Source organism: Pseudomonas sp. B424 (genome assembly GCF_055408345.1).
On record NZ_JBUZTL010000008.1, the window covers coordinates 92,049 to 113,637 of the forward strand.

At 56.8% G+C, this 21,589-nt stretch carries 24 protein-coding genes and 5 pseudogenes; 9 read left to right on the plus strand and 20 right to left on the minus strand.

The genetic code is table 11. The annotated features are described in order from the left end of the window. Positions 1 to 96 precede the first annotated feature (96 nt). The 14 genes and pseudogenes from ACZRMS_RS12005 to ACZRMS_RS12070 all read right to left on the minus strand — a co-directional run bounded on the left by ACZRMS_RS12005 (position 97) and on the right by ACZRMS_RS12070 (position 9,078). Positions 97 to 1,122 carry a hypothetical protein gene (locus ACZRMS_RS12005; protein ID WP_181127627.1) on the minus strand — a complete coding sequence of 342 codons (1,026 nt, stop codon included), beginning with the start codon at positions 1,120 to 1,122 and terminating at the stop codon, positions 97 to 99. Between the two features lie 531 nt (positions 1,123 to 1,653). Beyond that, on the minus strand, positions 1,654 to 2,055 hold the full coding sequence (locus ACZRMS_RS12010; RefSeq protein ID WP_463995493.1) for a hypothetical protein: 402 nt from the start codon (positions 2,053 to 2,055) through the stop codon (positions 1,654 to 1,656). Between the two features lie 10 nt (positions 2,056 to 2,065). Continuing rightward, the gene (locus ACZRMS_RS12015) at positions 2,066 to 2,290 is read right to left on the minus strand and encodes a hypothetical protein (protein ID WP_463995494.1); all 225 of its coding nucleotides are present in this window, start codon (positions 2,288 to 2,290) and stop codon (positions 2,066 to 2,068) included. A gap of 98 nt (positions 2,291 to 2,388) precedes the next feature. Next, positions 2,389 to 2,544, minus strand: a complete 156-nt coding sequence (locus ACZRMS_RS12020; RefSeq protein ID WP_463995495.1) for a hypothetical protein — start codon at positions 2,542 to 2,544, stop codon at positions 2,389 to 2,391. 332 nt (positions 2,545 to 2,876) lie between these two features. After that, a complete protein-coding gene (locus ACZRMS_RS12025) occupies positions 2,877 to 3,404 on the minus strand; it encodes a hypothetical protein (RefSeq protein ID WP_463995496.1) in 528 nt (175 codons plus the stop codon). 76 nt (positions 3,405 to 3,480) lie between these two features. Continuing rightward, complete coding sequence (locus ACZRMS_RS12030; RefSeq protein ID WP_463995497.1) at positions 3,481 to 3,774, minus strand: hypothetical protein; 294 nt, start codon at positions 3,772 to 3,774, stop codon at positions 3,481 to 3,483. Positions 3,775 to 3,874: 100 nt separating this feature from the next. After that, positions 3,875 to 4,096 carry a hypothetical protein gene (locus ACZRMS_RS12035; protein WP_463995498.1) on the minus strand — a complete coding sequence of 74 codons (222 nt, stop codon included), beginning with the start codon at positions 4,094 to 4,096 and terminating at the stop codon, positions 3,875 to 3,877. A gap of 113 nt (positions 4,097 to 4,209) precedes the next feature. Next, complete coding sequence (locus ACZRMS_RS12040) at positions 4,210 to 4,650, minus strand: hypothetical protein (RefSeq protein ID WP_463995499.1); 441 nt, start codon at positions 4,648 to 4,650, stop codon at positions 4,210 to 4,212. A 114-nt stretch (positions 4,651 to 4,764) separates the two neighbouring features. Next, positions 4,765 to 5,238 carry a hypothetical protein gene (locus ACZRMS_RS12045; RefSeq protein ID WP_463995500.1) on the minus strand — a complete coding sequence of 158 codons (474 nt, stop codon included), beginning with the start codon at positions 5,236 to 5,238 and terminating at the stop codon, positions 4,765 to 4,767. 175 nt (positions 5,239 to 5,413) lie between these two features. Then, a pseudogene (locus ACZRMS_RS12050) lies at positions 5,414 to 5,728 on the minus strand (Tn3 family transposase); the annotation flags it as partial. A gap of 33 nt (positions 5,729 to 5,761) precedes the next feature. Next, positions 5,762 to 6,024: pseudogene (locus tag ACZRMS_RS12055) on the minus strand (Tn3 family transposase); the annotation flags it as partial. A gap of 20 nt (positions 6,025 to 6,044) precedes the next feature. Further along, complete coding sequence (locus tag ACZRMS_RS12060; RefSeq protein WP_275941885.1) at positions 6,045 to 6,503, minus strand: methyl-accepting chemotaxis protein; 459 nt, start codon at positions 6,501 to 6,503, stop codon at positions 6,045 to 6,047. Between the two features lie 87 nt (positions 6,504 to 6,590). Next, positions 6,591 to 7,355, minus strand: a pseudogene (locus tag ACZRMS_RS12065) (PAS domain-containing protein); the annotation flags it as partial. An 880-nt stretch (positions 7,356 to 8,235) separates the two neighbouring features. Further along, on the minus strand, positions 8,236 to 9,078 hold the full coding sequence (locus tag ACZRMS_RS12070) for a helix-turn-helix transcriptional regulator (protein WP_003464996.1): 843 nt from the start codon (positions 9,076 to 9,078) through the stop codon (positions 8,236 to 8,238). 75 nt (positions 9,079 to 9,153) lie between these two features. Between ACZRMS_RS12070 and ACZRMS_RS12075 the strand changes: the two genes are divergently transcribed. The 4 genes and pseudogenes from ACZRMS_RS12075 to ACZRMS_RS12090 all read left to right on the plus strand — a co-directional run bounded on the left by ACZRMS_RS12075 (position 9,154) and on the right by ACZRMS_RS12090 (position 10,979). Next, positions 9,154 to 9,729: a carboxymuconolactone decarboxylase family protein gene (locus ACZRMS_RS12075; RefSeq protein ID WP_003464997.1), complete on the plus strand. Its 576-nt coding sequence runs from the start codon at positions 9,154 to 9,156 to the stop codon at positions 9,727 to 9,729. 27 nt (positions 9,730 to 9,756) lie between these two features. Further along, the gene (locus ACZRMS_RS12080; protein ID WP_003465000.1) at positions 9,757 to 10,305 is read left to right on the plus strand and encodes a cytochrome P460 family protein; all 549 of its coding nucleotides are present in this window, start codon (positions 9,757 to 9,759) and stop codon (positions 10,303 to 10,305) included. 73 nt (positions 10,306 to 10,378) lie between these two features. Further along, positions 10,379 to 10,654: pseudogene (locus ACZRMS_RS12085) on the plus strand (uracil-DNA glycosylase family protein); the annotation flags it as partial. Positions 10,655 to 10,715: 61 nt separating this feature from the next. Beyond that, on the plus strand, positions 10,716 to 10,979 hold the full coding sequence (locus ACZRMS_RS12090) for a uracil-DNA glycosylase family protein (protein ID WP_003830781.1): 264 nt from the start codon (positions 10,716 to 10,718) through the stop codon (positions 10,977 to 10,979). Between the two features lie 183 nt (positions 10,980 to 11,162). Here the strand turns inward: ACZRMS_RS12090 and ACZRMS_RS12095 are convergent, their stop codons facing one another. Next, positions 11,163 to 12,047, minus strand: coding sequence for a LysR family transcriptional regulator (locus ACZRMS_RS12095; RefSeq protein ID WP_232897130.1), 885 nt, complete (start codon positions 12,045 to 12,047; stop codon positions 11,163 to 11,165). Positions 12,048 to 12,161: 114 nt separating this feature from the next. Between ACZRMS_RS12095 and argC the strand changes: the two genes are divergently transcribed. The 5 genes and pseudogenes from argC (at position 12,162) to ACZRMS_RS12120 (ending at position 16,822) form a co-directional block, all read left to right on the plus strand. Then, on the plus strand, positions 12,162 to 13,091 hold the full coding sequence (gene argC, locus ACZRMS_RS12100; protein ID WP_003465021.1) for an N-acetyl-gamma-glutamyl-phosphate reductase: 930 nt from the start codon (positions 12,162 to 12,164) through the stop codon (positions 13,089 to 13,091). A 413-nt stretch (positions 13,092 to 13,504) separates the two neighbouring features. Then, a pseudogene (locus ACZRMS_RS12105) lies at positions 13,505 to 13,660 on the plus strand (OmpA family protein); the annotation flags it as partial. Between the two features lie 414 nt (positions 13,661 to 14,074). After that, entirely contained in the window at positions 14,075 to 14,701 is a 627-nt protein-coding gene (locus ACZRMS_RS12110) for a DNA methyltransferase (protein ID WP_232897129.1), read from the plus strand. Positions 14,702 to 14,725: 24 nt separating this feature from the next. Then, entirely contained in the window at positions 14,726 to 15,754 is a 1,029-nt protein-coding gene (locus ACZRMS_RS12115) for an IS30 family transposase (RefSeq protein ID WP_017846207.1), read from the plus strand. A gap of 36 nt (positions 15,755 to 15,790) precedes the next feature. Then, a complete protein-coding gene (locus ACZRMS_RS12120) occupies positions 15,791 to 16,822 on the plus strand; it encodes a methyl-accepting chemotaxis protein (protein ID WP_073454648.1) in 1,032 nt (343 codons plus the stop codon). 349 nt (positions 16,823 to 17,171) lie between these two features. On the opposite strand, the gene ACZRMS_RS12125 is transcribed toward ACZRMS_RS12120, so the two are convergent. The 5 genes from ACZRMS_RS12125 to ACZRMS_RS12145 form a co-directional block, all read right to left on the minus strand. Beyond that, the gene (locus tag ACZRMS_RS12125) at positions 17,172 to 17,966 is read right to left on the minus strand and encodes an ABC transporter permease (RefSeq protein WP_003465028.1); all 795 of its coding nucleotides are present in this window, start codon (positions 17,964 to 17,966) and stop codon (positions 17,172 to 17,174) included. After that, the gene (locus ACZRMS_RS12130) at positions 17,967 to 18,896 is read right to left on the minus strand and encodes an ABC transporter permease (RefSeq protein WP_003465031.1); all 930 of its coding nucleotides are present in this window, start codon (positions 18,894 to 18,896) and stop codon (positions 17,967 to 17,969) included. It abuts the gene before it with no gap. Between the two features lie 325 nt (positions 18,897 to 19,221). Further along, entirely contained in the window at positions 19,222 to 20,274 is a 1,053-nt protein-coding gene (locus ACZRMS_RS12135; protein ID WP_003465034.1) for an ABC transporter substrate-binding protein, read from the minus strand. Between the two features lie 280 nt (positions 20,275 to 20,554). Next, complete coding sequence (locus ACZRMS_RS12140) at positions 20,555 to 20,779, minus strand: DUF2798 domain-containing protein (protein WP_003465037.1); 225 nt, start codon at positions 20,777 to 20,779, stop codon at positions 20,555 to 20,557. Positions 20,780 to 20,833: 54 nt separating this feature from the next. After that, complete coding sequence (locus ACZRMS_RS12145) at positions 20,834 to 21,535, minus strand: cysteine hydrolase family protein (RefSeq protein ID WP_003465039.1); 702 nt, start codon at positions 21,533 to 21,535, stop codon at positions 20,834 to 20,836. Between the last annotated feature and the right edge of the window lie 54 nt (positions 21,536 to 21,589).

The following is a 21,589-nucleotide window of genomic DNA, read 5'->3' on the forward strand; positions in this document are numbered from 1 at the left end:
CATAGCTGCGAGTGGTAAAAGTTAAATCGGCTAATTGATCCTTCCATAATAGTAAGCGATCGATACTCCAAGTCGCTGCTCGAAATAGGGGTCCGATTATGTGGGTGATGCACTTATCGCGACATTAATTTTTATCATCACTTGCTCAGCAATCTCCGAGTCGCACAATCCTCTTGCATCAATGGTTACACTTCCTGGGAAATGTTTTTGGATTAACTGGGAATGATCGTGATAGGTGACGAAAAGTACGTCGCTTCCACTTATCCTTTTCTTCAGATTTGGGAGGTAATCAGGTGCCGCATCTGTTCCCATGATCATGACTCGAGGTGAGATTGTCGGAACGAGTAGCCCTCGATCCAAAACAGTCACAGAACGATTAGTACTTTTGATGGCATTGTTCCAGCACTTGTTAATTAGTGTGATGATAAGTCCAGTCTGATTTGTATCGAATAGAATGTCTAAATATCTAGGGTGCCACGCAACATGCCCAATCGACTCAGGCGTCAGTTCTTCTGAGGAAAAGCAAGCGTGAACAAGGTCCCCAGCTACTTTGGCAAGCTTGTCGTCGATGTAGAACGACCGAGCGACCAGATCTCTATAGTGATAGTCATCAATCGTATCGGAGATTTGCAGTATTCCCTTAACATCCAAATTTCCTGCGCCCTGGCTTGGTCGGATTTGGAACTGTACGGCTATAAAAGATCTTCGAAGCATCTGTAACTGTGCTGCGGAAAGCTCACGAAGCGTAAGGATCATGAACCGTCGACTGCTGCCTGTGACGTCGCCGCGGCCTATTGCTGCTGCCAAGCGTCCATAGTATTGGGTCTTCTCATTTTCCACATCGTCCATACAGCCTGATAGTAGCGCACTGTAATCATCCGCAGTAAGATGCTCTGTTACCTCAGGGCAGACGTTCCCATTGAAAACGCTTTTGATGAACTCCTCAAATCGCGCTTGAGTGCGCCGTTCCATCTGTTTGGCCACCTCTTCACTCAATAGCTGAATTCCTTCAAATCCTGCCGTGAGTAAGCCTCCGCCAGGCAACAACCCAATACCTGCTTTTGTCGCAATGGCTATTAGCTTGGACAATGGGTGCTCTTGATCATCGGCCATATGAATCATCTACCTCCCTAGGTTGTGGTGCGATGATCATCTAAATAGTCACGAATTTCTATCTGCTTTGACAATATTAATGCCGCCATTATTCCTGGCGTAATTCAGTAACCGACATGAGTAGTAGTGTCGCAACGGCTGGATGTACGTAAGTATTTTGGCCCATAGCGAAAGGCGAACCATATCGCCTCGTAGATAGGTGTGCGCCTTCAGTGTGGCACTCAAAATTCCGGAGTTGAGGAGGAGTCCATCCCATTGCTTTTGAGTTTTGTAAACAACTCGGCGAGTTTCGAGTATTTATTTCCGCTTTTTTGAATCTTGACTCTTTAAGGGCCTTATTTCCCGGCTTCTAACTAGGTTTGTTTACATATTTTGTCAGCATAAGAGTGGTAGTCGATCAGAACGTTCTGCCACTCCTCGGCTTGAGCGTGGTCCTCAAAAGCCCTTAATGGCAATGGCTTCCTTTCGTCGCTTCTAAAACCGCTGGCTGTCGCCATCACCAAAAAAATTGTCGCCATGAGCATTCCCCTTTACGTTTTCCTATGTGCCTGAATTCTGTAGCTGGGCCCTGCGCAACACCTCACGAAGGACATCACTTTCGGCGCCGAAATGATAATTATCTAAGCGAGTTCCGATGCGTCGCGATGACTCACCTAGTGACCGATACCAATCATCTTTGGCACCAACGAATACCGCTGGCCTGCCTTCGAACTGATCGCTAGTGATATCGATCACAACGCCTTCGCACTCTAGCCAAGCATGACCAGTCCCACAGACGTATTCAGCCCGAACCCCTGAGGCGTTTAAGTAATGACCTAGCAGCTCTGAAGTAACGCCACAGCACCACGCAGGAAACTTTTGCATATGAGGCGGTAGCGTGCCATCGCGCTTTTGCGCATCAAGCGCCTCGCGGAAGGAACGGGCGATATTCAATAAATCCATGTACGTTTCCCTAATTGTTTTCAGCAGCTCGTAATGCCGCCTTCAAGGTGGTGCTCCGGGTAGTAGACCGGCTGGATTTTTGAGCCTTCTCGATGATGCTGTGCAGGCCCGCTTTGGCCGCAATCAGATTTTCAGCGTCACCGGATGAAGCCTCAAGGATCGCGCTTAGGTAACTGGCAGCATCGTGCAGCGCTTCCAGTTCCTGGGCAGAGACATAGACTCTCGATCCTTTCATGGTTCTTTTTCTACAAAAAAACGGTGTCAGTGAGGGTCCTGCTCCCATTGGTGCCGATGGTGGTCATCCGCATCCGTGCCCCCTCGCCACCGCGCAATTTAAAAACCTTCGGGCGGGTCGATCACAAACCCGGCTGTTCGGGTGCTTGGGTCGCCAAGACCGTAGACCGGATTCTCACCTTCGACGCTGGGCGTCACATTGCCAAAGCACGGTAGCACCGCCTCAATTTCTTCGGAGGTCAACGGCAGGTACATGTTATTTGCGTGCTGTACCAGTTCACCGTTGCAGTGCCGCAGCAGGTAAACATCAGACCCGAAAATGCCTTGATTGTTGTGGCCCGCTCTTCCCAGTCAGCCCATTGAAGTACGCTGGAGAACACCTCTTGATAATCTGGCTTTGCGCGACTCATGTTTGTTCCTGCTCGATCATGAGGGCCGAAAGTGGCCCTGCTCCTTGAGGGTGCAGCGGACTTTTTCTTCGTGTCGTTGCTGCATTGGCAAAGCGTTCACAGGACTGTCCCCTGCCAGCTTGATTGGGCCTATGAACGCTTTGCCAATGCAGCCCCGTAGGACTGGTCTGATTTTCCCTAAACCTTAGCGAGTGCTTTAGTGCGCCGTTGCAAGGCGGCGATCTGAGCTTTTACGTCTGTTTGTTCGACCTGGAGTGAAGCCAGTTGAACCGTATCAGTTTCGTCAGCTATTACGCTGATTAACCACTCCGCATCTTCCATTTGGCTAGCAAGCTCAAAAGCGAGTGCTGCGCGCTTTGTGGTGTATATCCCTATCGGCAAGTCTGTACCGACTTGGAATTGCCGACGAAATCCGCGCCAAATGTTCGGCAACCAACCAAAGTCACCTGTCTTGGTTGAAAGCTTGCCCCAAGTCCCATGAGTTTTCATTGCAAGATTGACCACTTTCGCCACTTCGATATCACGCGCCGCAAGGCTGATACCGCGAATGGTTTTTGAGTTCCGCCGCGCCCGAATATTCCGAACAACCCATTCCTCAAACCCGGTTTCTACCTTCCCATCATCGACCAGTGAAAATGCGCGGTAGAGCACGGCACCGACTTTTATTCGACTGGCGGGGTAGGGTTGCCGCTTCGGTGTGGCCATCTGTTTTCCTAATCATCGTCGCTGTACTGGTCAGGGTAGAAAATTAGCCGCCCTGGTTGAGATTTGCAGTGGATGGTTACCGACGTCCCATCAGGCCAGATCTGCTAGTGCTGCTTGCCACGATGAAAACTGGCAAATCGATACCCTGCTCGGTCGCTTCCCTATCACCGTGCCAGCCGCCCGCGTCAAAGCTTTCACTAGCAAACGACTCAAGCTCTGCGATATCTGCTTGACCGTGACGAATCGGGCAACAGAAAAGCTCATCGCTAACGAGCACAGCGGCGTGGCCTGGAATGATGACCAGCGCTTCGTCAAGCCTGCCCTTGAGAAGCGAACGATATGCAGTGAGTGTTGTGCTGTGAGTGAGCATCACATGATTCCCCTGTTCACGTGGACACCAGAACGGTATCCCTTTACTGACTTTGCCCCGGTTTTTGAGGCCGGGGCTTGAATGACTGCAGAGGAGGTGCTTACCATCCGCGCATGTTGTGGCGTTGCATCAAGAGCGATGTGGCCGTGCGGCAAGGTTCAACCATGTAATCAAGTAGATGCTCAGATTCAGCGGCAGTTACCTCGGTATATACATCCTCAGGCGTGATACCGATATGAGCGGAAATGGATTTGAGAATCACTGTTTTGGTTTCGCTATCGATCAGAGTAAGAAACGTTTTGTTGCGGTTGCTTGCTTCCATGGCCAGATCCTTATGAATGTTCAATTATGCGAGTGTATACCTGTAGGGGTATACAAGCAAATCAAAGTGCCACGAGCCTAAACCCCAGATATGCCCCACATTGGCTCAGAATGTTAGGGCTCAAGAAGGTCCCGGAAAGGTGCGGTGAGCGTCAGGTGTGTACCAGCACCACACACTGTGCTGGCCTTTACATGGCATCCAGGGTCAACGCACTCAGCGAGATACACTGTCTTTTCCGCATCGACGTAATCGACATGAGCCATGGCCTCACCGTGTAGGGGACATTTGCCAAGTTCTAGCCTTGATAGACGCTGCAGTTGCACGCTCCATTCAACCGGGCGATCTGGATAGAGGAACTGCAGAACGTCATCAAAATTGGTTTGGCAGTAGCCCAGCAAAGCCCCTTTTGTCGAATGCGCGGGACTTACGAAATTTAGAAATTCACCTTGGTGAGGACGGTCCTGGGCCAATACGTACACGCCCGTATTTGACTTGAAAACATCCACATCAAAATCAACGCGTAATGCGGCGATGTCTGCTTTTAACGGTTTCATACCAACTCCGTGTATGGCGCGAACGAGCAGGTGGGGGACATTCCACTGATTTGGTTCACCGCAATGTTTGGCGGGGCGCTCCAAATCAGTGGTGGGTCTGCACAAAGTGACTTGCTAGCGTAATCCTGGGGGGCGAGCATCGGGTGCTGATTGTGATGCGAGACTTTGGCTGTCCAAAGCTGTATTCATACGACTCATGCCACCCAAAAACTTAGCCCGAGAACTGGGCTCGCTCGCAGCAACCATGTCTTGAGTTTGCTGCGCTTTATACACCGCGTACCAGCCCTCAGTGGGTTTGCCCGCCTTCTCAACAGCCTCTTCGACCTCAAGGCGTACTTGCAGCTGAGGCAGGATCTCTCCAGTGGCCTGAGCATCGAGCACCAACGCAATCATGCGTTTCTCATCGGCATCCCGCAGCAACTCAGGAAGTGCTCCACGTGTGGAGCGCTCCTCCATGCGAATACGCACAACCTCCTCGCGCTGGACACGAGCAACACGCTCTGAAACCTGCTCCAGTTTCTCGTCGAGCAATCGCTGCTCCCGCTCTTGGACGAAACGGTATGTTCCGTAGGCCTCGTCAAGAACCATGTATGCGCCAACAACCGGTGCAGCTGAAGATAAGCGGAGAGCACTACCTGTAATGCCAACTGCGCGTTGAACTACCGTTTCCGGTTCGTCATCGGCGTACAGTAAGCGTCCGACAAGCAGGGTGCTTGAGAGCCTTGCAGCATGGGGTTGTACGCCGGAATCCCAGAAATTTCCGTCAGCCCAGCTCCAGTCCCGCCACGAGCGCATCCAGGTCGATGAACTTGCCGTCAGTCTGGAAGGTGTAATGCCCGTTCAGCAGGATGTGCCGCCAGGCCGCTGGCGACATCTGCGTGATCAACGCCAGCGCCTTGGCATTGCCAGCTGCCTCGTACTTCGTCAGCAGCAGGGACAGGATCGCCGAGTTGTAGAAGATGATCGCGTTGCCGATCAGCCTGGCGCACTGGTTGCTGATCTCGATTTCGATGTCGGTGCGGCCGGTCAATTCCTTCTTCCCACCGACTTGGGCGATGGTCGAGCGTAGCTGGTGATAGGGGAGCCCGCAGAATTCGGAAAAAATCGTACGCTAAGGTTTTCCGGGCAATCGTAGCGGCCTGAACTTCCCGATCTCCAGCCTGCGGCTCTGCCGCCAGACGTAATCGCCAGTCAGGTTGATGTGCTCCCAGCCCAGCGGCAATAGGTATTGCAGCAGCTCGCCGCCCACCGACTTGCCAGCCTCGACCAGCCCCAAGTGATGCACTCCAGATACATCGTGTTCCATAGCACGATGGCCGTCACCAAGTTTGGGCTTCTGGCTCTGTAGCGCTGCGGCTCGAAGTTCCGATCCTGATTTTGCCTAAAACTGGACACTAGCTATTGTCTTTGAACAACGTCGATACGGTACGGGCAACATGGTCTGCACCGTCACTGATTTCACGCATAATAGTTGTTACAGTTGCGATCTGATCGTTGTTTTCTTCGGCGCTTCTAGCGATGCTGTTCATATCTATATTCAGTTGCTGAGTAAGCTTTCCGTTAGCAGTTACCACATTCTGGATTTCCACGGTGGCACTGCTAGTTCGAGCTGCCAACTGACGAACCTCGTCGGCTACTACAGCAAAGCCTCGGCCCATTTCACCCGCTCGGGCAGCTTCAATTGCGGCGTTAAGTGCTAGTAAGTTAGTTTGTTCTGCCACGCCTTGGATGATGGTAACAATTTTCTCGATATCTTTAGCCTGAGCATTTAGCTGTGTAATCGAAATAACCGCACCGTTTATTAAATTAAATGTACCCTGAGATAGTTCAATTGAACTAGCAAGGGACTCCATGCCCCGCACGGAAATTTGAGATGTCTCCTCGGCGGTGGTGAAGGAAAGCTCTGCGGCCTGACGGATTTCATCAGCCTTATGCTTCTGCGAGCTGACGTCGGTGGCAAATTTTAACACTTTCACAACCTGGCCGGCTTCATCAATGACGGGGTTGTAGGTGGCCTCAAGATAGATGGTCTCTCCCGATGCGGTCTTGCGCTCAAATTGCCCGCTTAAAAAAGTTCCTCCCTTTAAACTCTGCCAAAAATTTGGATTTTCTTGATAAAAATTATCGAAACAGAACATTCGGTGGTGTCGACCCTTGATATCGCTGAGGCGATAACCCATAGCACGGAGGAAATTCTCATTTGCATGCAGGATGTCACCGTTAGGTGTGAACTCGATCTCCGCCATCGAGCGGGAGATGGCTGCATGGACGGCTCTTAGTGAGAGTAACTCGTTTTCTCTCTGAGTGACATCTGAGCCAATCTTAATGATTTCAATAACTTTTCCATCTTGATTTTGAACTGGAATATAAGTAGCCTCAATCAATACTAAGTTACCGTCTTTGCGCAGCCGCCTAAATAAACCTGATTGAAGATGGCCGTCAGCCAATTTCTGCCAGAAGCGCGAATAATCAGCTGTGTTAGCATAATTCTTTTCGCAGAAAATTCTGTGGTGCTGCCCTGCTATTTCTTCGAGTTTGTAACCAAGCATCTCTAGAAAGATATTGCTCGCATAGATTACGCTCCCGTCTGGCCTGAATCTGATTTCCGCGACATTTCGATTTATTGAATCAAGCTGCCACTGTAGTTCTGAGAGCTTATTTTCTGTGTCCAGCAGTTGTTTGTTTTTATTGAAAAACATAATCATTACCTTTGTGCAAATAAAATAATACTTGGGGCCTAATTTATACTGTATCGGTTAGCGCAACCGCTTCTTGAGAGCATAGCTCTTTATAGTTGGTAAATTAGCGATTTGCAGCCATGTGTCATATTGAGCTATGCCCTAACTGGGCGTCAGGCCGGAACCTTGGGCAGTGTCAGAATAGGGCCGATTCCAGCATTTTCTGACGACTCGCCTGCAACCTCTAGGGCCTCAACCTGACAGGCCGCACGCTTAGCGTACGATTTTGTCCGTTTTCTCTATCGTCCCCTCCATGCCCGACGGACGGTCGCCGGCCCGCCCTGGTCGAAGGCCGCCCCACTCGGCCCGGCGAGGCCCGGCCAAGGTTGGACAGTTGCAGCGGCCAAAATCGCCCCCTGCGGCCTCCTGGGCGCGTTTCTGGTGCCAAGGTAGGCTTGCCCCCTGACTGACAGCTTCCGCGTTGTGTGGGCGATTCTGGAGGCTCTGACGCTGCTCCGGTTGCAGCGCTCCCGCCCCCTCTTTGGCGTTCAACCTGTCGTTTTCAGAAGACGGCTGCACTGAACGTCAGAAGCCGACTGCACTATAGCAGCGGAGGGGTTGGATCCATCAGGCAACGACGGGCTGCTGCCGGCCAATAGCCGACAATGACGACACTGGAAATCCCCGCCTGTGAGCGTCGGCTCAGGGCGGGACAGCGTCATCCAGCTACCTGCGCCACTGACTCAGCCTTGTCCAGCCGGCCGCGCCGCACGAACAGACTGACCAGCCGTTGACGGATCGCCACCTGGAGTTCCGCCAGTTGTTCCGGCGTGATGCGAATTTCACCCGCTCGACGAGCGCAACACCGGCGCCGCCTACGCCAAGAACCGGCGAATCGAACTCAAACTCACGAACCGCTGAGCGCCGCGTCACCGCGCTGCTGCGCCAGCCAGTCGCGCGGGGCGCAGCCCATGCGCACGCGGAAGGCGCGCGCCAGAGCGTTCGGGCTGCCGTAGCCGACGCGGTCGGCCACCACCGCCACCGGCCGCCCCTGCTTGAGCAGGGTGCAACTGACGTTCATCCGCCAGTCGGCCAGATAGTCGCCCGGCGTGACGCCCACCGCGTCCTTGAACGCGGCGGCGAAGCGCGCGCGTGACATGCCCGCCTTCGCCGCCAGCGCCTCGAGCGACCACGCGGTCTGCGGCGCATCGTGCATGGCGGTTATGGCGCGCGCGAGTTTCGGGTCGGCCAGGCCCGCCAGCAGTCCGGTGGCGCCAAGCCGCCCATCCATCAGATAACGCAGCAACTGGATCAGTAGCAACTCGCACAAGCGGTCGATGGCGGCCTGCCGACCGCACTGGTCGCGCTCGGCTTCGGCAAACAGCAACTCTAGCGTCGGCCCGAGGCCGGGCAAGTCCGCCAACGGAATCAGCAGCATCGACGGCAAGGCCATGGCCAACGGATTGCCCGTCGAAGCGCCCAGGTCGACCTCCGCACACAACCGCTCAGCGGTATCGCCGGGGGCGGCGACAAAACGATGCGACGCCACGCGCGGATAAAACAGCAGGCTCGGCTCGGTAACCAGCAGATCTTCATGCACGGGCGAACGCGCCGTAATCGGGCCGCGCCGCACCAGATGGATATAGCCATGCGGCGCCGCGTAATGATGCTGCCCACAGAAGGCGCCGCTGTGAAAAACGCGCGCCGAAAGCGAGTAGTGCCGGAGCAAGCCGGCCAGTCGATCCGCCATTCCACTCTCCATATAAGACGATAGGTTACGTATTTGATACTTTACGTGCCATATCGTACCAAACAAAGGGCGATCATGCCCACGTGCTCTTGCACCTCACCCACTACGGAGATAGACATGACCCAAATCGCCCCCCTGACCATCGACACCGCTGACGCCGCTACCGCTGCCACACTCAAGGCCGTCAAAGCCAAGCTTGGCATGGTGCCGAACCTGTTCGCCACGCTGGCCCACGCGCCGGCGGCGCTCAATGGCTACCTCGGCTTGTCCGAAACGCTGGGCACCGGCCGCCTGAATGCCTCCCAGCGCGAGATCGTTGCGCTCGCTGCCGGTCAAGCCAATCGCTGCCAGTATTGCCTGAGCGCACACACCCTGATCGGCAAAGGTGCCGGACTGTCGGCAGAGGCCATCGCCGCGGCCCGCACCGGCCAGGCGGCCAACGCACTTGACGATGCAATCGCCGGCTTTGCCCGCGCGCTGGTCGAGCAACGCGGCGTGGTGTCGGCCGACGCCATGGCCAACTACCGCCGCGCGGGGCTCGACGACGGCCTGATACTGGAAGTGATCGCCAACGTCGCGCTGAACACGCTCACCAACTACACCAACCACATCGCCGACACCACGGTGGATTTCCCCGTGGTCGCCGTCTGATCTCCATAGGCATATAAGGAGAACACGATGAAAATCGCACTCACCGGCGCTCTGCTCGCCAGCGCCCTCGTCCTGCCACTGGCCGTCACGGCCGGCGACTTTTCGCCCTATGTGGACAGCCAGGGCGGCATCAGCCGCCCCACAGACTTCCGCACAAACTTCGTCCACCTGGGCTCATATGCGGTGTTGGACGAAAAATCCGCCTCTCGCGGCTTGCACGATGTGTACACCGAAAAGGCCTCGGCCGAGCACTACCGCAAGACCGGCAAGTTCTTGGACGGCGCCACGCTGGTGAAAGAGATCCGCAAGCTCGAAACCAGCGCCATGACCACTGGCAACCCTGTGGTCTGGGGTTCCGATGCGGCCGTGTGGTTCGTGATGGTCAAGGACGCCAAAGGCCGTTTCGCCAGCAACCCCTTGTGGGGCGACGGCTGGGGCTGGGCGCTGTTCAAGGCCGACGCCCCCGCCAAGAATGTCGCCGTCAGCTACGAAGCCGACTGCATGGGCTGCCATGTGCCGGCGGCCAAGACCGACCGCGTATTCATCCAGGGCTATCCGACACTGACCCAGCACTGACTTGCTGCCGGGTTACGCTTCGCGCAGGATGGCACCTCCGTCCTGCGCGAGCCACCCTTTCCGGAAGCGCGCCATGCCGACACTCGACGCCTTTCTGACCGACGTCCGCGCCTGCACGCGCTGCGCACCGCATCTGCCACACGGCGTGCAGCCGGTCTTCCAGTTTCACCCGAGTGCGCCCATCCTCATCGCCGGCCAAGCACCGGGGGCCCGGGTCCATGCCTCAGGCGTGCCCTTCGACGACGCCAGCGGCGCGCGTCTGCGCGCCTGGCTGGGCGTGGACCGCGACACCTTCTACGACCCTACCCGCATCGCCATTCTGCCCATGGGCTTCTGTTATCCGGGCACCGGCAAAAGCGGTGACCTGCCGCTACGCCCGGAGTGCGCCCCCCGCCTGGCGCGAAGCCTTCATGCAGCGTTTCGAGCGCCTGTCGCTGGTCATCGTGCTGGGCAGCTACGCCATGGACTACCACCTCGGTACTGGCAAGACGCCGCTCACCCGGGTGGTCGAAGCCTGGCGCGAGCACTGGCCGCAAGCGTTCCCCCTGCCTCACCCTAGCCCGCGCAACAATCGCTGGCTGGTGCGCAACCCCTGGTTCCAACAAGACGTGCTGCCCGCGCTGCAAGCACGCGTCCAGGCAGTCCTCACCGCCAACCCCAAGGAAACCCCATGACCGACGACACCGCCGCCATTACCGAGCTGCTGCACAAGTACTACGACACCCTGGCCTGGGCGAACGGAGACAGGCACCGGCTTTGGAGCGATGAACGACGGCTTCAGGTGCGGTAGCTGACGCCTGGGACCTCAATCACCGTATGACCGGGTCGAAAGCGGTCCTTTCTCTGACAACATCGCCCTAGCCCGCACTCAACCCCCACAACACATCCAGCACATGTTGCGTAGGCCGCTCGACGTCCCCACCACGGTGGGCAATACCAAGTTGACGCCACAATAAGGGCTGTAATGGCCGCATGACGATCCTGGTATCGGGCAATGGCGTGGAGGCTTCATGCGGCAACAACGTCGCACCATAACCGGCCGCCACTAGGCTTTTGATCGCATCGTTGTAGTTCAGTTGAATACGCGGCGTGGGCTGCCGTCCATCACTGGCGAACCACTCCGAGGTCAAGCGCGAAAGCCGAGTAGTTTTGTCATTCAGAATTAATGGCTGGGCGGCCAGCCAACCGGGGGTCACAACATCCGGGCATTCCCAGCGAGCCGGCAAGAAGGCCATGACCGGGTCCCGCCGCCATGGCTCGATCCGCAATTCCTTCACCGGGGTCTGTGGCAGCGCGACCAGACCGATCTCCAAAGAGCCCTCGGCAAGCTTCTTCAAAGTTTCCTGCGACGTGAGCACCGCGACCTGCACATCGATAGCGGGATGGCGTTGGCCCAACGTCTCCAAAGCTTGCGGCATCAACTGTGCGATGGCCCCTGTGGAGGCACCCAGCCGCACACGCCCGGCCAAGCTCTGCACCTGACGCTCCACGTCCTCAAGCGCCTGCTCCGCATCCGCCAACAGGCGCCGCGCGCGCTCCACCAGCGTTTCTCCAATCGCCGAAGGCTGAATGCGCCCACGTGTGCGCGACAACAGCTTTCCGCCAACCCGCGACTCCAGGTCGGCAATATGCAAACTGACCGTGGGTGGCGCGAGGTGCAGCACACGGGCCGCCTCGGCAAACGAACCCAGGTCGGCAATGGCCACCAACGTGCGCAGACGGTCCAGGCTGATTTCGCGCATGAGTCACTCCTTGTTCAGAAAAGCTGAATTTCATCGTTTAGAAATTCAACTTTTCCTATCTTAGCCCCTCACTGAAGATTGGAACTCCTGATTTCCTATGTCCGAGAGCATTCCATGGCAAGTCCTCTTATATTCATCGACGGCGACCAAGGCACCACCGGGTTGCAAATCCATCAACGTCTACGCGACCGGACCGATCTGCGGCTTATCACGCTCAGCCCCGAACATCGCAAGGATCCGCAACGTCGCGCCGAAATCATCAACGCCTGCGACATCGCGATTCTCTGCTTGCCCGACCAAGCCGCACGCGACGCTGTAGCGAGCATCGAAAACCCCGCCGTTCGGGTGATCGATGCGAGTTCGGCGCACCGCACCCATCCAGACTGGACCTATGGTTTCGCGGAGATGAACTCGCAGCAGGCCCAACGCATCGCCACGGCACGGCGGGTCAGCAATCCCGGTTGCTATCCCACGGGGGCGATAGGGCTGCTGCGCCCATTGCTGGAGGCCGGGTTGCTGCCCAGGGACTATCCGACGAACATTCATGCTGTGTCGGGCTATTCCGGAAAAGGGCGCGTTGGCGTGCAAGAGCATGAGGGAGAGGGCGCATCACAGGCGCCCGCGTTTCAGGTTTATGGTCTGGGGCTGGCACACAAACATATTCCGGAGATTCAGCAGCAAAGCGGTCTGATGGAGCGGCCGATGTTTGTGCCGGCTTATGGGGCTTTTCGGCAGGGGATCGTGCTGACCATACCGTTGCAACTTCGCTTGTTGGCGCCGGGCGTGGATGCGGTGCGGTTGCATGCGTGTCTTATGCAGCACTACGTCGATGCGGACCATGTACAGGTGATGTCGATGCAGGAGGCCAAAGGGTTGACGTGCCTTGATCCTCAGGCGCTTAACGGGACTGATAGTTTGCGATTGGTGGTGTGTGAAAATGATGAGACGGGGCAGGTTTTGTTGGCTGCGGTGTTTGACAATCTTGGGAAGGGAGCCGCTGGAGCGGCGGTGCAGAATCTGGATTTGATGGTTGCAGGAACATGACTCCGACTACCCACTGGCTCTAGAGTCTATGGCTCGAATTTTCGAGCGGTTGTTTCCTCTCTGTTTATGGCCTGGCATCGACGGCATTAAACGAGTCGAAAACAGAATCTACGCGTGTCAGCAGTTTGCAATCCAGTCAGGCTTTGAAGTTAAACGGTCGTCCACGACAGGCAGCAATCGGCCAACAGCGGCCGTTTTAGAGTAGGGAAAATAAATCCCCTTTTCTGCTGTCTACGCTTCGCAGCGCCGGTTACCCGGTCACCACGCAAGACTCGCTTCCGGTCGGTGGCTAACCTTTACCGGGCGGGGGTCATACCCGCTGGGTTTCTTACGCCATTTCGTGACGGCTTGCGCCGTCATTCCCAGGCGACCAAGCTTTGCCTGGCGCACATAAATCAGTCCCCTTTTTCTCTTTGCGCAGCAATGGCGTCGATCCTTCGCGCCTGCAAACCTTTGGTGCAGGCTCCAGCTCGCCCATTGCCCCCAACGACACCGCCGAGGGTCGCGCCCAAAATCGCCGCGTTGAAATCAAACTGGTGCCCCGTAGCGGCGCTGTAGCTCAAGGGTAATGGTGCCTTGGTGCTCTTTTCGTCGGATGCCCAGCTATCTTTTAATGGGTTACGGGCGATTTGCAGTGGGCTCCAAAACCTGGCCTCAGGAGGTGCAAGCTCCCGTGGCACCGGCTTTGGACTGGGCAGACCAATACGCCGGCCCATAAGCCCATAAGGATCCCGGCCTCGGCCGGGTTCTTTATGCCCGCTTCGCGGGCTTGAGCCCAGAAGGGAGCGGCGTGCGCCGGATTCGCATCTGCCAGCCAGTACGCAGCCCGTTTGGAACTCAGTTGATCCGTCTTTTTCAACGGTTTAACAGCCAAATCAATACGTTCACAAGTACACTCGCCACCCTAGGGATGGTGAAGCATCCACGAGCGGTACTAGAATTTTCAGCTTTTCGGTGCCGCCGCACGAATTCAAGGGGCAAGCATGGATTACGAACAACTGCCGAGGGCCGCCTTGGTCCGTATGCTGCAGGAGCATGATGCGGCGCTTGCCGATGCTGGCAAGAATGGCATCGTTATGAGTTACACCGGGCGGGCTGCTCCCTGGCAGATCATCCGCCAGGTCAAGCCGAAGCTGCATCGTATTATCAAGAAAGTATCCTTTGGAGAGGAAACCGCCCAGTCAGAGAATGAGATCTGGGACGGTGAAAACCTTTCTGCGATGGTCACGCTCTATAAATATCGTGGTCAAGTTGATCTTGTAGTAACAGACCCGCCGTACAACACCGGCGAGGACTTCCGCTATAACGACAAGTGGGACAAGGATCCAAACGATCCAGATCTCGGCGATGTAGTTCCTAAAGATGATGGGTCCAAGCACAGCAAATGGTTGCGCTTCATGACACCCAGAATCTGGATGATGCGTGAGATGCTAACCCCAGGCGGGGTTATGGCTATCTGTATTGATCATAGGGAACTATTTAGACTTGGCATGCTCATGGACGAAATCTTCGGCGAAGAGAATCGCATTGGCATAATCAATTGGCAGAAAAGCTATTCACCTCGCAGTGATAATAAGGGGGCGGCGGCGAAAACTGAGTGCAACCCCTGACCTTTCCGGTACGGTGCTGTCCCTATGTCTTATTCCGAACTCAGCGTTGAAGAGCGCGCCACCATTCAAATCGGTCATGCCCAAGGTTTCAGCCTGCGCGGGATTGCCTGCTTGATCAACCGATCCCCTTCGACCATCAGCCGGGAGCTGCGCCGCAATCGAGATGCCTGTGGCGGCTACTCGGCCCGCGTGGCCCAGCAGCAGATGCAGGCCCGCCGTCAGGTGTGTCGACCGAAGCAAAAGCTGTTGCCGGGTAGCGAGCGCTTCGAATTGGTGGCGCATATGCTGCGTGAGCGTTTGTCTCCCGAGCAGATTGCCGGCAAGCTGCGCAGCATGAATATTCCCAGCCTCAGAGATGCCTACGTCTGTCGCGAGACGATCTATAACGCGATCTATGCCTTGCCAGTCGGCGAGCTGCGTAAAGAGCTGATCATCTGCCTGCGCCAAAGCAAGACGATGCGCAGGCCGCGCTCTGGCGGCGTGGATCGGCGCGGTCAGATCCCTGAGATGGTCAGTATTCATGTACGTCCGCCGGAGATCGAAGACCGACTGATGCCAGGGCATTGGGAAGGCGACCTGATCAAGGGCAAGGCCAACGCCTCGTCTGTAGGTACGCTGGTGGAGCGCACCAGTGGCTACCTGATGCTGGTGAAGATGAACGACGCGACGGCGACCTCGGCGATGGAAGGCTTCAGTGCAGCGCTCAATGGCATGCCGCTGGCGATGCGCAAGAGCATGACCTACGACCAGGGCCGAGAAATGGCGCGGCATGCTGAAATCACCCAGCAGACCGGGGTGGCGATTTACTTCTGCGACCCGCACAGCCCTTGGCAGCGCGGCAGTAACGAAAACATCAATGGCCTGATCCGCCAGTACCTGCCCAAGGGCACGGACTTGTCGGTGCATAGCCAGGAGGAACTGGATGCCATCGCACTGCAACTGAACATGCGCCCCCGTAAGCGCTTCGACTTCAAGTGTCCGATCGAGGTTATGGACGAGGTGATGCAGGAAGCTATGGCTATGCGGCATGATGCTCCAGCTTCAATTCAATAACCGTGTTGCACTCAGCTCCTGTAACCGCCCACTTTAATGTCAGGAAGCTTAAGCTCTGTTAGTGTTTTGGCTATTCTCTCTCCTCTTGGAAGACTGGTTGAAAGAGCCAGGAATATTTCCAATAACCCATTAAGTCAATCCCTCTACACTGGGCGCACCGATGAGTTTGGCCAAATAGAGTTTGCTTTACGAATGATGCAAGCTGAAACAGGCGCCATAGTAGGTCGCATAGGTGATGCATCAAATCGGCTTAGCGAACACACCCGAGGCCTACTAAAGGATATTGAGTCAAGCAATGTACTTACAGTTGAGCAGCAGGCAGAGACAGATCAAATAGCAACGGCAGTAAACCAAATGGCGGCAAGCATTCAAGAGGTTGCGAGCAATGCACAGCATGCTGCAGATGCGGCCGGAAGAGCAGACACTGAGACGGCATCTGGCCAGCGTCTGGTAGCCCACACAAGCCAGTCAATCACTGCCCTTGAAGGTGAAATTAGGCAAGCCGCTCAGGTTATTCATGAGCTTGAAGGTCAAAGTAACGAGATATCAAAAGTTCTTGACGTTATACGAGGGATCGCCGAGCAAACGAATTTGTTGGCACTCAACGCAGCAATTGAGGCCGCGCGTGCTGGTGAGCAGGGGCGTGGTTTTGCTGTTGTCGCCGATGAGGTTCGCAGTCTTGCTGCTCGCACACAGCAATCGACAACGGATATTCAAAGCATGATCAGCGCTCTACAAGAGCGAGCGCAATCCGCTGTTACAGTCATGGAGCAAAGTAGTCGGCAAGCGCACACGAGTGTAGCTCACGCAGAGGAAGCAGCTACAGCTCTTGATGGAATTGGCCAACGCGTTAACGAAATTACCGACATGAACGCGCAAATAGCGACTGCGGTCGAGCAGCAGGGAGCAGTAAGTGAAGACATAAACCGCAGTATTATCAATATACGCGATGCTGCTGATACCAATGTACAGACCGGGCAGAATAATTTGCAAAGTGCGAAATCTGTCGCTCAGTTAACTAGCGCTCTGAGCGAACTGGCAAAACAGTTTTGGGAAAAACGAGGATAACGCTTTTCAGTATCTCGACAGGGATAACTTACTTTACCATCGGTTATCCCTTTTAGCCGCACAAATTTTAGCCATGGCTTTTCAGGAAGTCAGGGCTATCAGAATGGCCTTAGAAAGCCTAGTCAAAGAGCTGTCACGAGAACACCGTTAGCTTAGCGTACGATTTTTTCCGAATTCTGCGGTTCCCCCGAGATGGGCCTGGACACGGGTGATAGATGCTGAATTAAGCCGTGTGACGGCAGGCTGTGCTGGGCTGCACGTCGGCATGGGCGTGCGTGGTCAGGACGCAAAAACACACTTGCCCGCAATGGCGGGCAAGTGTGTTTGCAGAGGGGGAGTGCGTTGTTGGTTATTGTTTGTTGCGACCGGCAATCACCACCAGGATCAGCGACGCCAGGATCAGGATCGAACTGATAGCGGCAATGGTCGGATCGATCTCGTCGCGCAGCGCCGTGAACATGCGCTTGGTCAGAGTCTGGTTGTCGCCGCCGGAGATGAACAGCGCCACCACAGTTTCATCCAGCGAGGTGATGAAGGCGAACAGTGTCGCCGAGACCACACTGGGCTTGATCTGCGGCAGGGTCACGGCCATGAAGGCGCGAAAGCGGTTCATGCCCAGGCTGCGCGCCACCATTTCCTGGGACATGTCGAAGTTACGCAGACCGGCCAGCAGCGCGATGATCACGTAGGGCAAGGCGAGCATGATGTGCGCCAGCACCAGGCCGGTCAGCGTGCTGATCAGGCCGACCCGGGCGTAAACGAAGAACACGCCGGCGGCGATCAGGATGATGGGCACCATCATCGGCAGCAGCAGGATGATCTGCAGCGTACGCACCACCTTCAGGCTGGAGTTGTTGATGGCGTAGGCGGCCGCCATACCAATCGGCAGGCTGATGGCCATGGTGAAAAATGCCGTGATCAGACTGACCCGCGCCGCCGACATCCACTCCACGCTGTTGAAGAACGCCTCGTACCAGTGGAAGGACCATTGCTTGGGAGGGAATTGCAGGAAGCGCGCCTCGGAGAACGACATGGGTACCACGATCAGCACCGGGATGATCAGGTACAGCAGGATCGCCGCGACCAGCACCGTGAACAGCACGTGGGACAGGCGAAGGTGACGCAGGTTGGCAAGCAGGTTCATTTAGCGCGCTCCCAGGATGCGTTCGATGGGGATGAAGCGATTGATGCCCCAGAAGATCAGGAACACCACAAACAGCAGCACCAGGCCGACTGCGCTGGCTGCGCCCCAGGCGTGATAGAGCTCGACGTTGCGTTGCACCAGCATCGACACCAGGATCGTGCGGCCACCGCCGAGCAGTTCCGGGGTGATGAAGAAGCCTAGGCAGATGACGAACACCAGGATGGAACCGGCCATGACCCCCGGCGCTGCCATCGGCAGGAAGACCCGGCGGAAGGTGTAGAAGGGTTTGGCGCCAAGGCTCTCGGACGCTTGCATGAGGTCCTGGGGGATTTTTTTCATCACCGAATACAGCGGCAGGACCATAAAGGGCAGCATGACGTGCAGGGTGCCGATTACCGTGCCAGTGGTGTTGTGCATCAGCGTCAGGGGTTGGTCGATGATGCCAAGGTCCATCAGCGTCTGATTGACCAGTCCGCGGCGTTGCAGGAGCACCAGCCAGGCATAGGCCCGCACCAGCACGCTGGTCCAGAACGGCAGGATCACGCAGATCAGAATCAGGTTGGCCCAGAAACCCTGCAGGCGCGAAGCGGCGTAGGCAATGGGGAAGCCCATGACGATCGACAGGATCGTCACCAGGAAACTGATCTTGAAGGTCAGGGCGAAGGTGTCCCAGTAAATGCTTTCCTGGAAAATCCGGATGTAGTTGGCCAGGGAAAACCCTTCCTCGGTCTGGACCGACTGAAAGGCCAGCCAGCACAGCGGCATGATCAACAGCACCACGACCATGACCAGCGCCGGGGTGAGCAGCAACAGCATGGAGGTGTGCTCCTTGCGTTCTTCACGGGCCAGGGCGTCTTCGCTGGTCATGGGCGGCTGGTGCTGCTGGTCGCTGGAGTCGGGCATGGATTTGGCGAGATAGGCGTTGGACATGATGACCTCTCGTCACTGCGCAGTGCTGGAGGGTATCCAGCACTGACGGGTAGCGCTGGCGGTGGCAGTCGTCCTGGCGGACAGCAGGGTGCGGTGCTCGGGTAATGTCATGTGAAGAACTCCCAATGGTGGGCAGGTACTTGAGGCGAGCGCGAGTTGTCTGCACAGGTCACTCTGCGGGACCCTCAGGCCTAATGTACCGGGATGCCAACGAATGAAGTGGACGCAATTGACCGGTGCGCAAGCGCTTTATGTCGAAATCGCGGGGGCAGACGGCATGTCCTGCGCCGAGGCCTCTGGCCTGCGGCGCAGCAACGGCCGATGGCTATTTTTTCTGGACGAAGGACAACCAGCGTTCTTCGGCCTTGACCCCGGCTTCGGAGGCCCACCATTGCGCCGAGAGCAGGGCCTGGCGCGAGATGTTGCCGGGTGCGGAAGGCAGCTTGGCCTCGCGCTCGGCCGGGATTACCCCGGTCTTGAAGGCTTCGGGGTTGAGCGGGCCGTAGTCGATGATCATCGGCAACGCCGCTTGCAGTTTGGCATCGATGGCCTCGTTGACGAATTTCATGGCGGCCACCTTGTGCGGCGAGCCTTTGAGGACGCACAACGAGTTGGTTTCCAGCACACCCTGGTTGTAGTCGAATGCCACGGGTGCGCCGGCGGCCTGTACGGCGGTGATACGGCCGTTCCAGGCCTGGATCATGTCCACTTCGCCGTCGCTGATCAGCTGCGCCGACTGCCCGCCGGACGTCCACCAGGTGGCGATGTCGGGCTTGATCTGCTCAAGCTTGCGGAAGGCGCGATCGACGTCCAGCGGATAGAGCTTGTCCATCGGCACGCCATCGGCCAGCAGCGCGATTTCCAGGGTTGGACGTGGCAGGTTACGTAGGGAGCGCTGGCCCGGGTATTTTTTGGTGTCCCAGAAGTCGGCCCAGGTCTTGGGTACGTCCGCGCCTTTGAACGCGTCCGTGCGATACGCCAGCACCGTGGAGTAGCTGATGTAGCCGACGCTGTATTCGTCCTTGAGGCTGTCGGGTATTTGCGCGGCATTGGGAATCAGCGCAAGGTCGAGCTTCTCGAACAGCCCTTCGGCTTCGCCACGGATGCAGTCGCCAGTGGGCAGGTCCACCACGTCCCAGGTGACCTTGCCGCTCTCGACCTGGGTCTTGATGATCGGGTAGGCCTTGGGCGAGCTGTCCTGTTTGAGCGTCAGACCGAGCTTTTTCGCCGCAGGCTCCAGGATCGCCTTGCTCTGGGCTTCCTGATAAGCACCGCCCTGGGATACGAACGTGATGTCCTCGGCCATGGCCTGGGTGGCGCTACCGATGAACAGGGCCAGACTCGCGAGTTGGAAAGCTGTAGTGCGCAATGTGCTCATGGAAAGACTCCGAATGGTTGGCAGATTTTCTTGGGCGAGCTGTAGGTTTTGTTGTCGGTCGCTCTGCGGGACCATGGAGGTCTAATGTACCGGCTTGTCCGTGAACGAAGCGGCTACAAATGCGCGGATGAAAAGTGGTTTATTGCGAAAATGCGAACGGGCACAGTATTTCGTGCGTCGGGTGCGGGCTTGCGCGCCTGTCGCGAGCAGCCCCGAAGCCCCCGGTAGGAGCGAGCATGCTCGCGATGGCGGTGTGTTGGGTGAGTCATAGCCAAGTCATTCAGCCCACCGTCATCCGCCTCACCACGCGCCGAATCATCGGCGCCGCCAGCACCACCACCGGCAACATCGATACCCACGACAGCGCCCACGCGTTCAACCAGCGGCCGGCAAAGGCCAGGTCGAGCGCATGGGGTGTGGTGGCGATGGCGGCCGCGACCGCGCAGGTCAGGCCGGATTGAACGACGCCGAAAACGAAATGCTCATAACGGGCGGGGATTTTCATCGGGGGTTCTCGAGAAAGAGCGGGGGGGCGCGATGCCCGGCCGCTCGGGCACGATCAAGCCGGTTGCAGTTGCGCGATAGTCTCTTCGGTGGTCCACAGCCCGTGGGCGAGGAAGCGGTAATTGATGATGGCCGCCAGGTAGCCGTCGCCATCCGGCAGGCGCGGGCCGGCGGTGGCGTCGCGTACCACGACTATTTCAAAGCCCTGTTCGAGCAGTTCGCGCAGGTGTGATTCCACGCAAAGGTTGGCCGCCATGCCGGCGAGGATGATCTGCGACACGCCTTTCTTGCGCAATTGCAGCGCCAGGTCGTTGGTTTCCGGGCCGTAGACCTTGTGCGGCGAGGCGATGATGGTCTCGCCGTCGAGAATGTACGGCTTGTAGATCTCGAGGAAATCGGCGCCGGAGCCTTCGAAGTTTTCCAGGGTGTTCGGTCCCTTGCGATCGAACATGCAGATGCTGTGCATGACCTTTTCCAGCGGACCGCCAAAATGCCAGTCGTGGTCGTGCGGGTAGTAATAGTGTGGCGACACGGCCACGGGCAGGTCGTGAGCCTTGAAGGCCTTGAACAGTTTTTCCAGGTTTTCGACGGTGTTGTTCTCGACGATGCTCTCACCGAACACCGCCCAACTGGCGCCGGCAGGGCTGAGGAAGTCGTTCTGTGGGTCGATGACCACCAGGGCGGCTTTGCTCAGGTCGAGCTTGAAACCAGTGGCAGGCAGTGCGGGTTCGGCGGGGTCGGCGTACAGATGGCTCATGACGATTTACCTCTTGGGTGCTTGCGTGGATGAGACGTGAATGTTGCTTTATAT

What these genes read in the sequence shown, in the direction of transcription:
- ACZRMS_RS12005 (WP_181127627.1), bottom strand. Translation starts at nt 1,122, where the DNA reads ATGATTCATATGGCCGATGATCAAGAGCACCCATTGTCCAAGCTAATA.
- ACZRMS_RS12010 (WP_463995493.1), bottom strand. Translation starts at nt 2,055, where the DNA reads ATGGATTTATTGAATATCGCCCGTTCCTTCCGCGAGGCGCTTGATGCG.
- ACZRMS_RS12015 (WP_463995494.1), bottom strand. Translation starts at nt 2,290, where the DNA reads ATGAAAGGATCGAGAGTCTATGTCTCTGCCCAGGAACTGGAAGCGCTG.
- ACZRMS_RS12020 (WP_463995495.1), bottom strand. Translation starts at nt 2,544, where the DNA reads ATGTACCTGCCGTTGACCTCCGAAGAAATTGAGGCGGTGCTACCGTGC.
- ACZRMS_RS12025 (WP_463995496.1), bottom strand. Translation starts at nt 3,404, where the DNA reads ATGGCCACACCGAAGCGGCAACCCTACCCCGCCAGTCGAATAAAAGTC.
- ACZRMS_RS12030 (WP_463995497.1), bottom strand. Translation starts at nt 3,774, where the DNA reads ATGCTCACTCACAGCACAACACTCACTGCATATCGTTCGCTTCTCAAG.
- ACZRMS_RS12035 (WP_463995498.1), bottom strand. Translation starts at nt 4,096, where the DNA reads ATGGAAGCAAGCAACCGCAACAAAACGTTTCTTACTCTGATCGATAGC.
- ACZRMS_RS12040 (WP_463995499.1), bottom strand. Translation starts at nt 4,650, where the DNA reads ATGAAACCGTTAAAAGCAGACATCGCCGCATTACGCGTTGATTTTGAT.
- ACZRMS_RS12045 (WP_463995500.1), bottom strand. Translation starts at nt 5,238, where the DNA reads ATGGTTCTTGACGAGGCCTACGGAACATACCGTTTCGTCCAAGAGCGG.
- ACZRMS_RS12060 (WP_275941885.1), bottom strand. Translation starts at nt 6,503, where the DNA reads ATGGAGTCCCTTGCTAGTTCAATTGAACTATCTCAGGGTACATTTAAT.
- ACZRMS_RS12070 (WP_003464996.1), bottom strand. Translation starts at nt 9,078, where the DNA reads ATGGCGGATCGACTGGCCGGCTTGCTCCGGCACTACTCGCTTTCGGCG.
- ACZRMS_RS12075 (WP_003464997.1), top strand. Translation starts at nt 9,154, where the DNA reads ATGCCCACGTGCTCTTGCACCTCACCCACTACGGAGATAGACATGACC.
- ACZRMS_RS12080 (WP_003465000.1), top strand. Translation starts at nt 9,757, where the DNA reads ATGAAAATCGCACTCACCGGCGCTCTGCTCGCCAGCGCCCTCGTCCTG.
- ACZRMS_RS12090 (WP_003830781.1), top strand. Translation starts at nt 10,716, where the DNA reads ATGCAGCGTTTCGAGCGCCTGTCGCTGGTCATCGTGCTGGGCAGCTAC.
- ACZRMS_RS12095 (WP_232897130.1), bottom strand. Translation starts at nt 12,047, where the DNA reads ATGCGCGAAATCAGCCTGGACCGTCTGCGCACGTTGGTGGCCATTGCC.
- argC (WP_003465021.1), top strand. Translation starts at nt 12,162, where the DNA reads ATGGCAAGTCCTCTTATATTCATCGACGGCGACCAAGGCACCACCGGG.
- ACZRMS_RS12110 (WP_232897129.1), top strand. Translation starts at nt 14,075, where the DNA reads ATGGATTACGAACAACTGCCGAGGGCCGCCTTGGTCCGTATGCTGCAG.
- ACZRMS_RS12115 (WP_017846207.1), top strand. Translation starts at nt 14,726, where the DNA reads ATGTCTTATTCCGAACTCAGCGTTGAAGAGCGCGCCACCATTCAAATC.
- ACZRMS_RS12120 (WP_073454648.1), top strand. Translation starts at nt 15,791, where the DNA reads ATGTCAGGAAGCTTAAGCTCTGTTAGTGTTTTGGCTATTCTCTCTCCT.
- ACZRMS_RS12125 (WP_003465028.1), bottom strand. Translation starts at nt 17,966, where the DNA reads ATGAACCTGCTTGCCAACCTGCGTCACCTTCGCCTGTCCCACGTGCTG.
- ACZRMS_RS12130 (WP_003465031.1), bottom strand. Translation starts at nt 18,896, where the DNA reads ATGTCCAACGCCTATCTCGCCAAATCCATGCCCGACTCCAGCGACCAG.
- ACZRMS_RS12135 (WP_003465034.1), bottom strand. Translation starts at nt 20,274, where the DNA reads ATGAGCACATTGCGCACTACAGCTTTCCAACTCGCGAGTCTGGCCCTG.
- ACZRMS_RS12140 (WP_003465037.1), bottom strand. Translation starts at nt 20,779, where the DNA reads ATGAAAATCCCCGCCCGTTATGAGCATTTCGTTTTCGGCGTCGTTCAA.
- ACZRMS_RS12145 (WP_003465039.1), bottom strand. Translation starts at nt 21,535, where the DNA reads ATGAGCCATCTGTACGCCGACCCCGCCGAACCCGCACTGCCTGCCACT.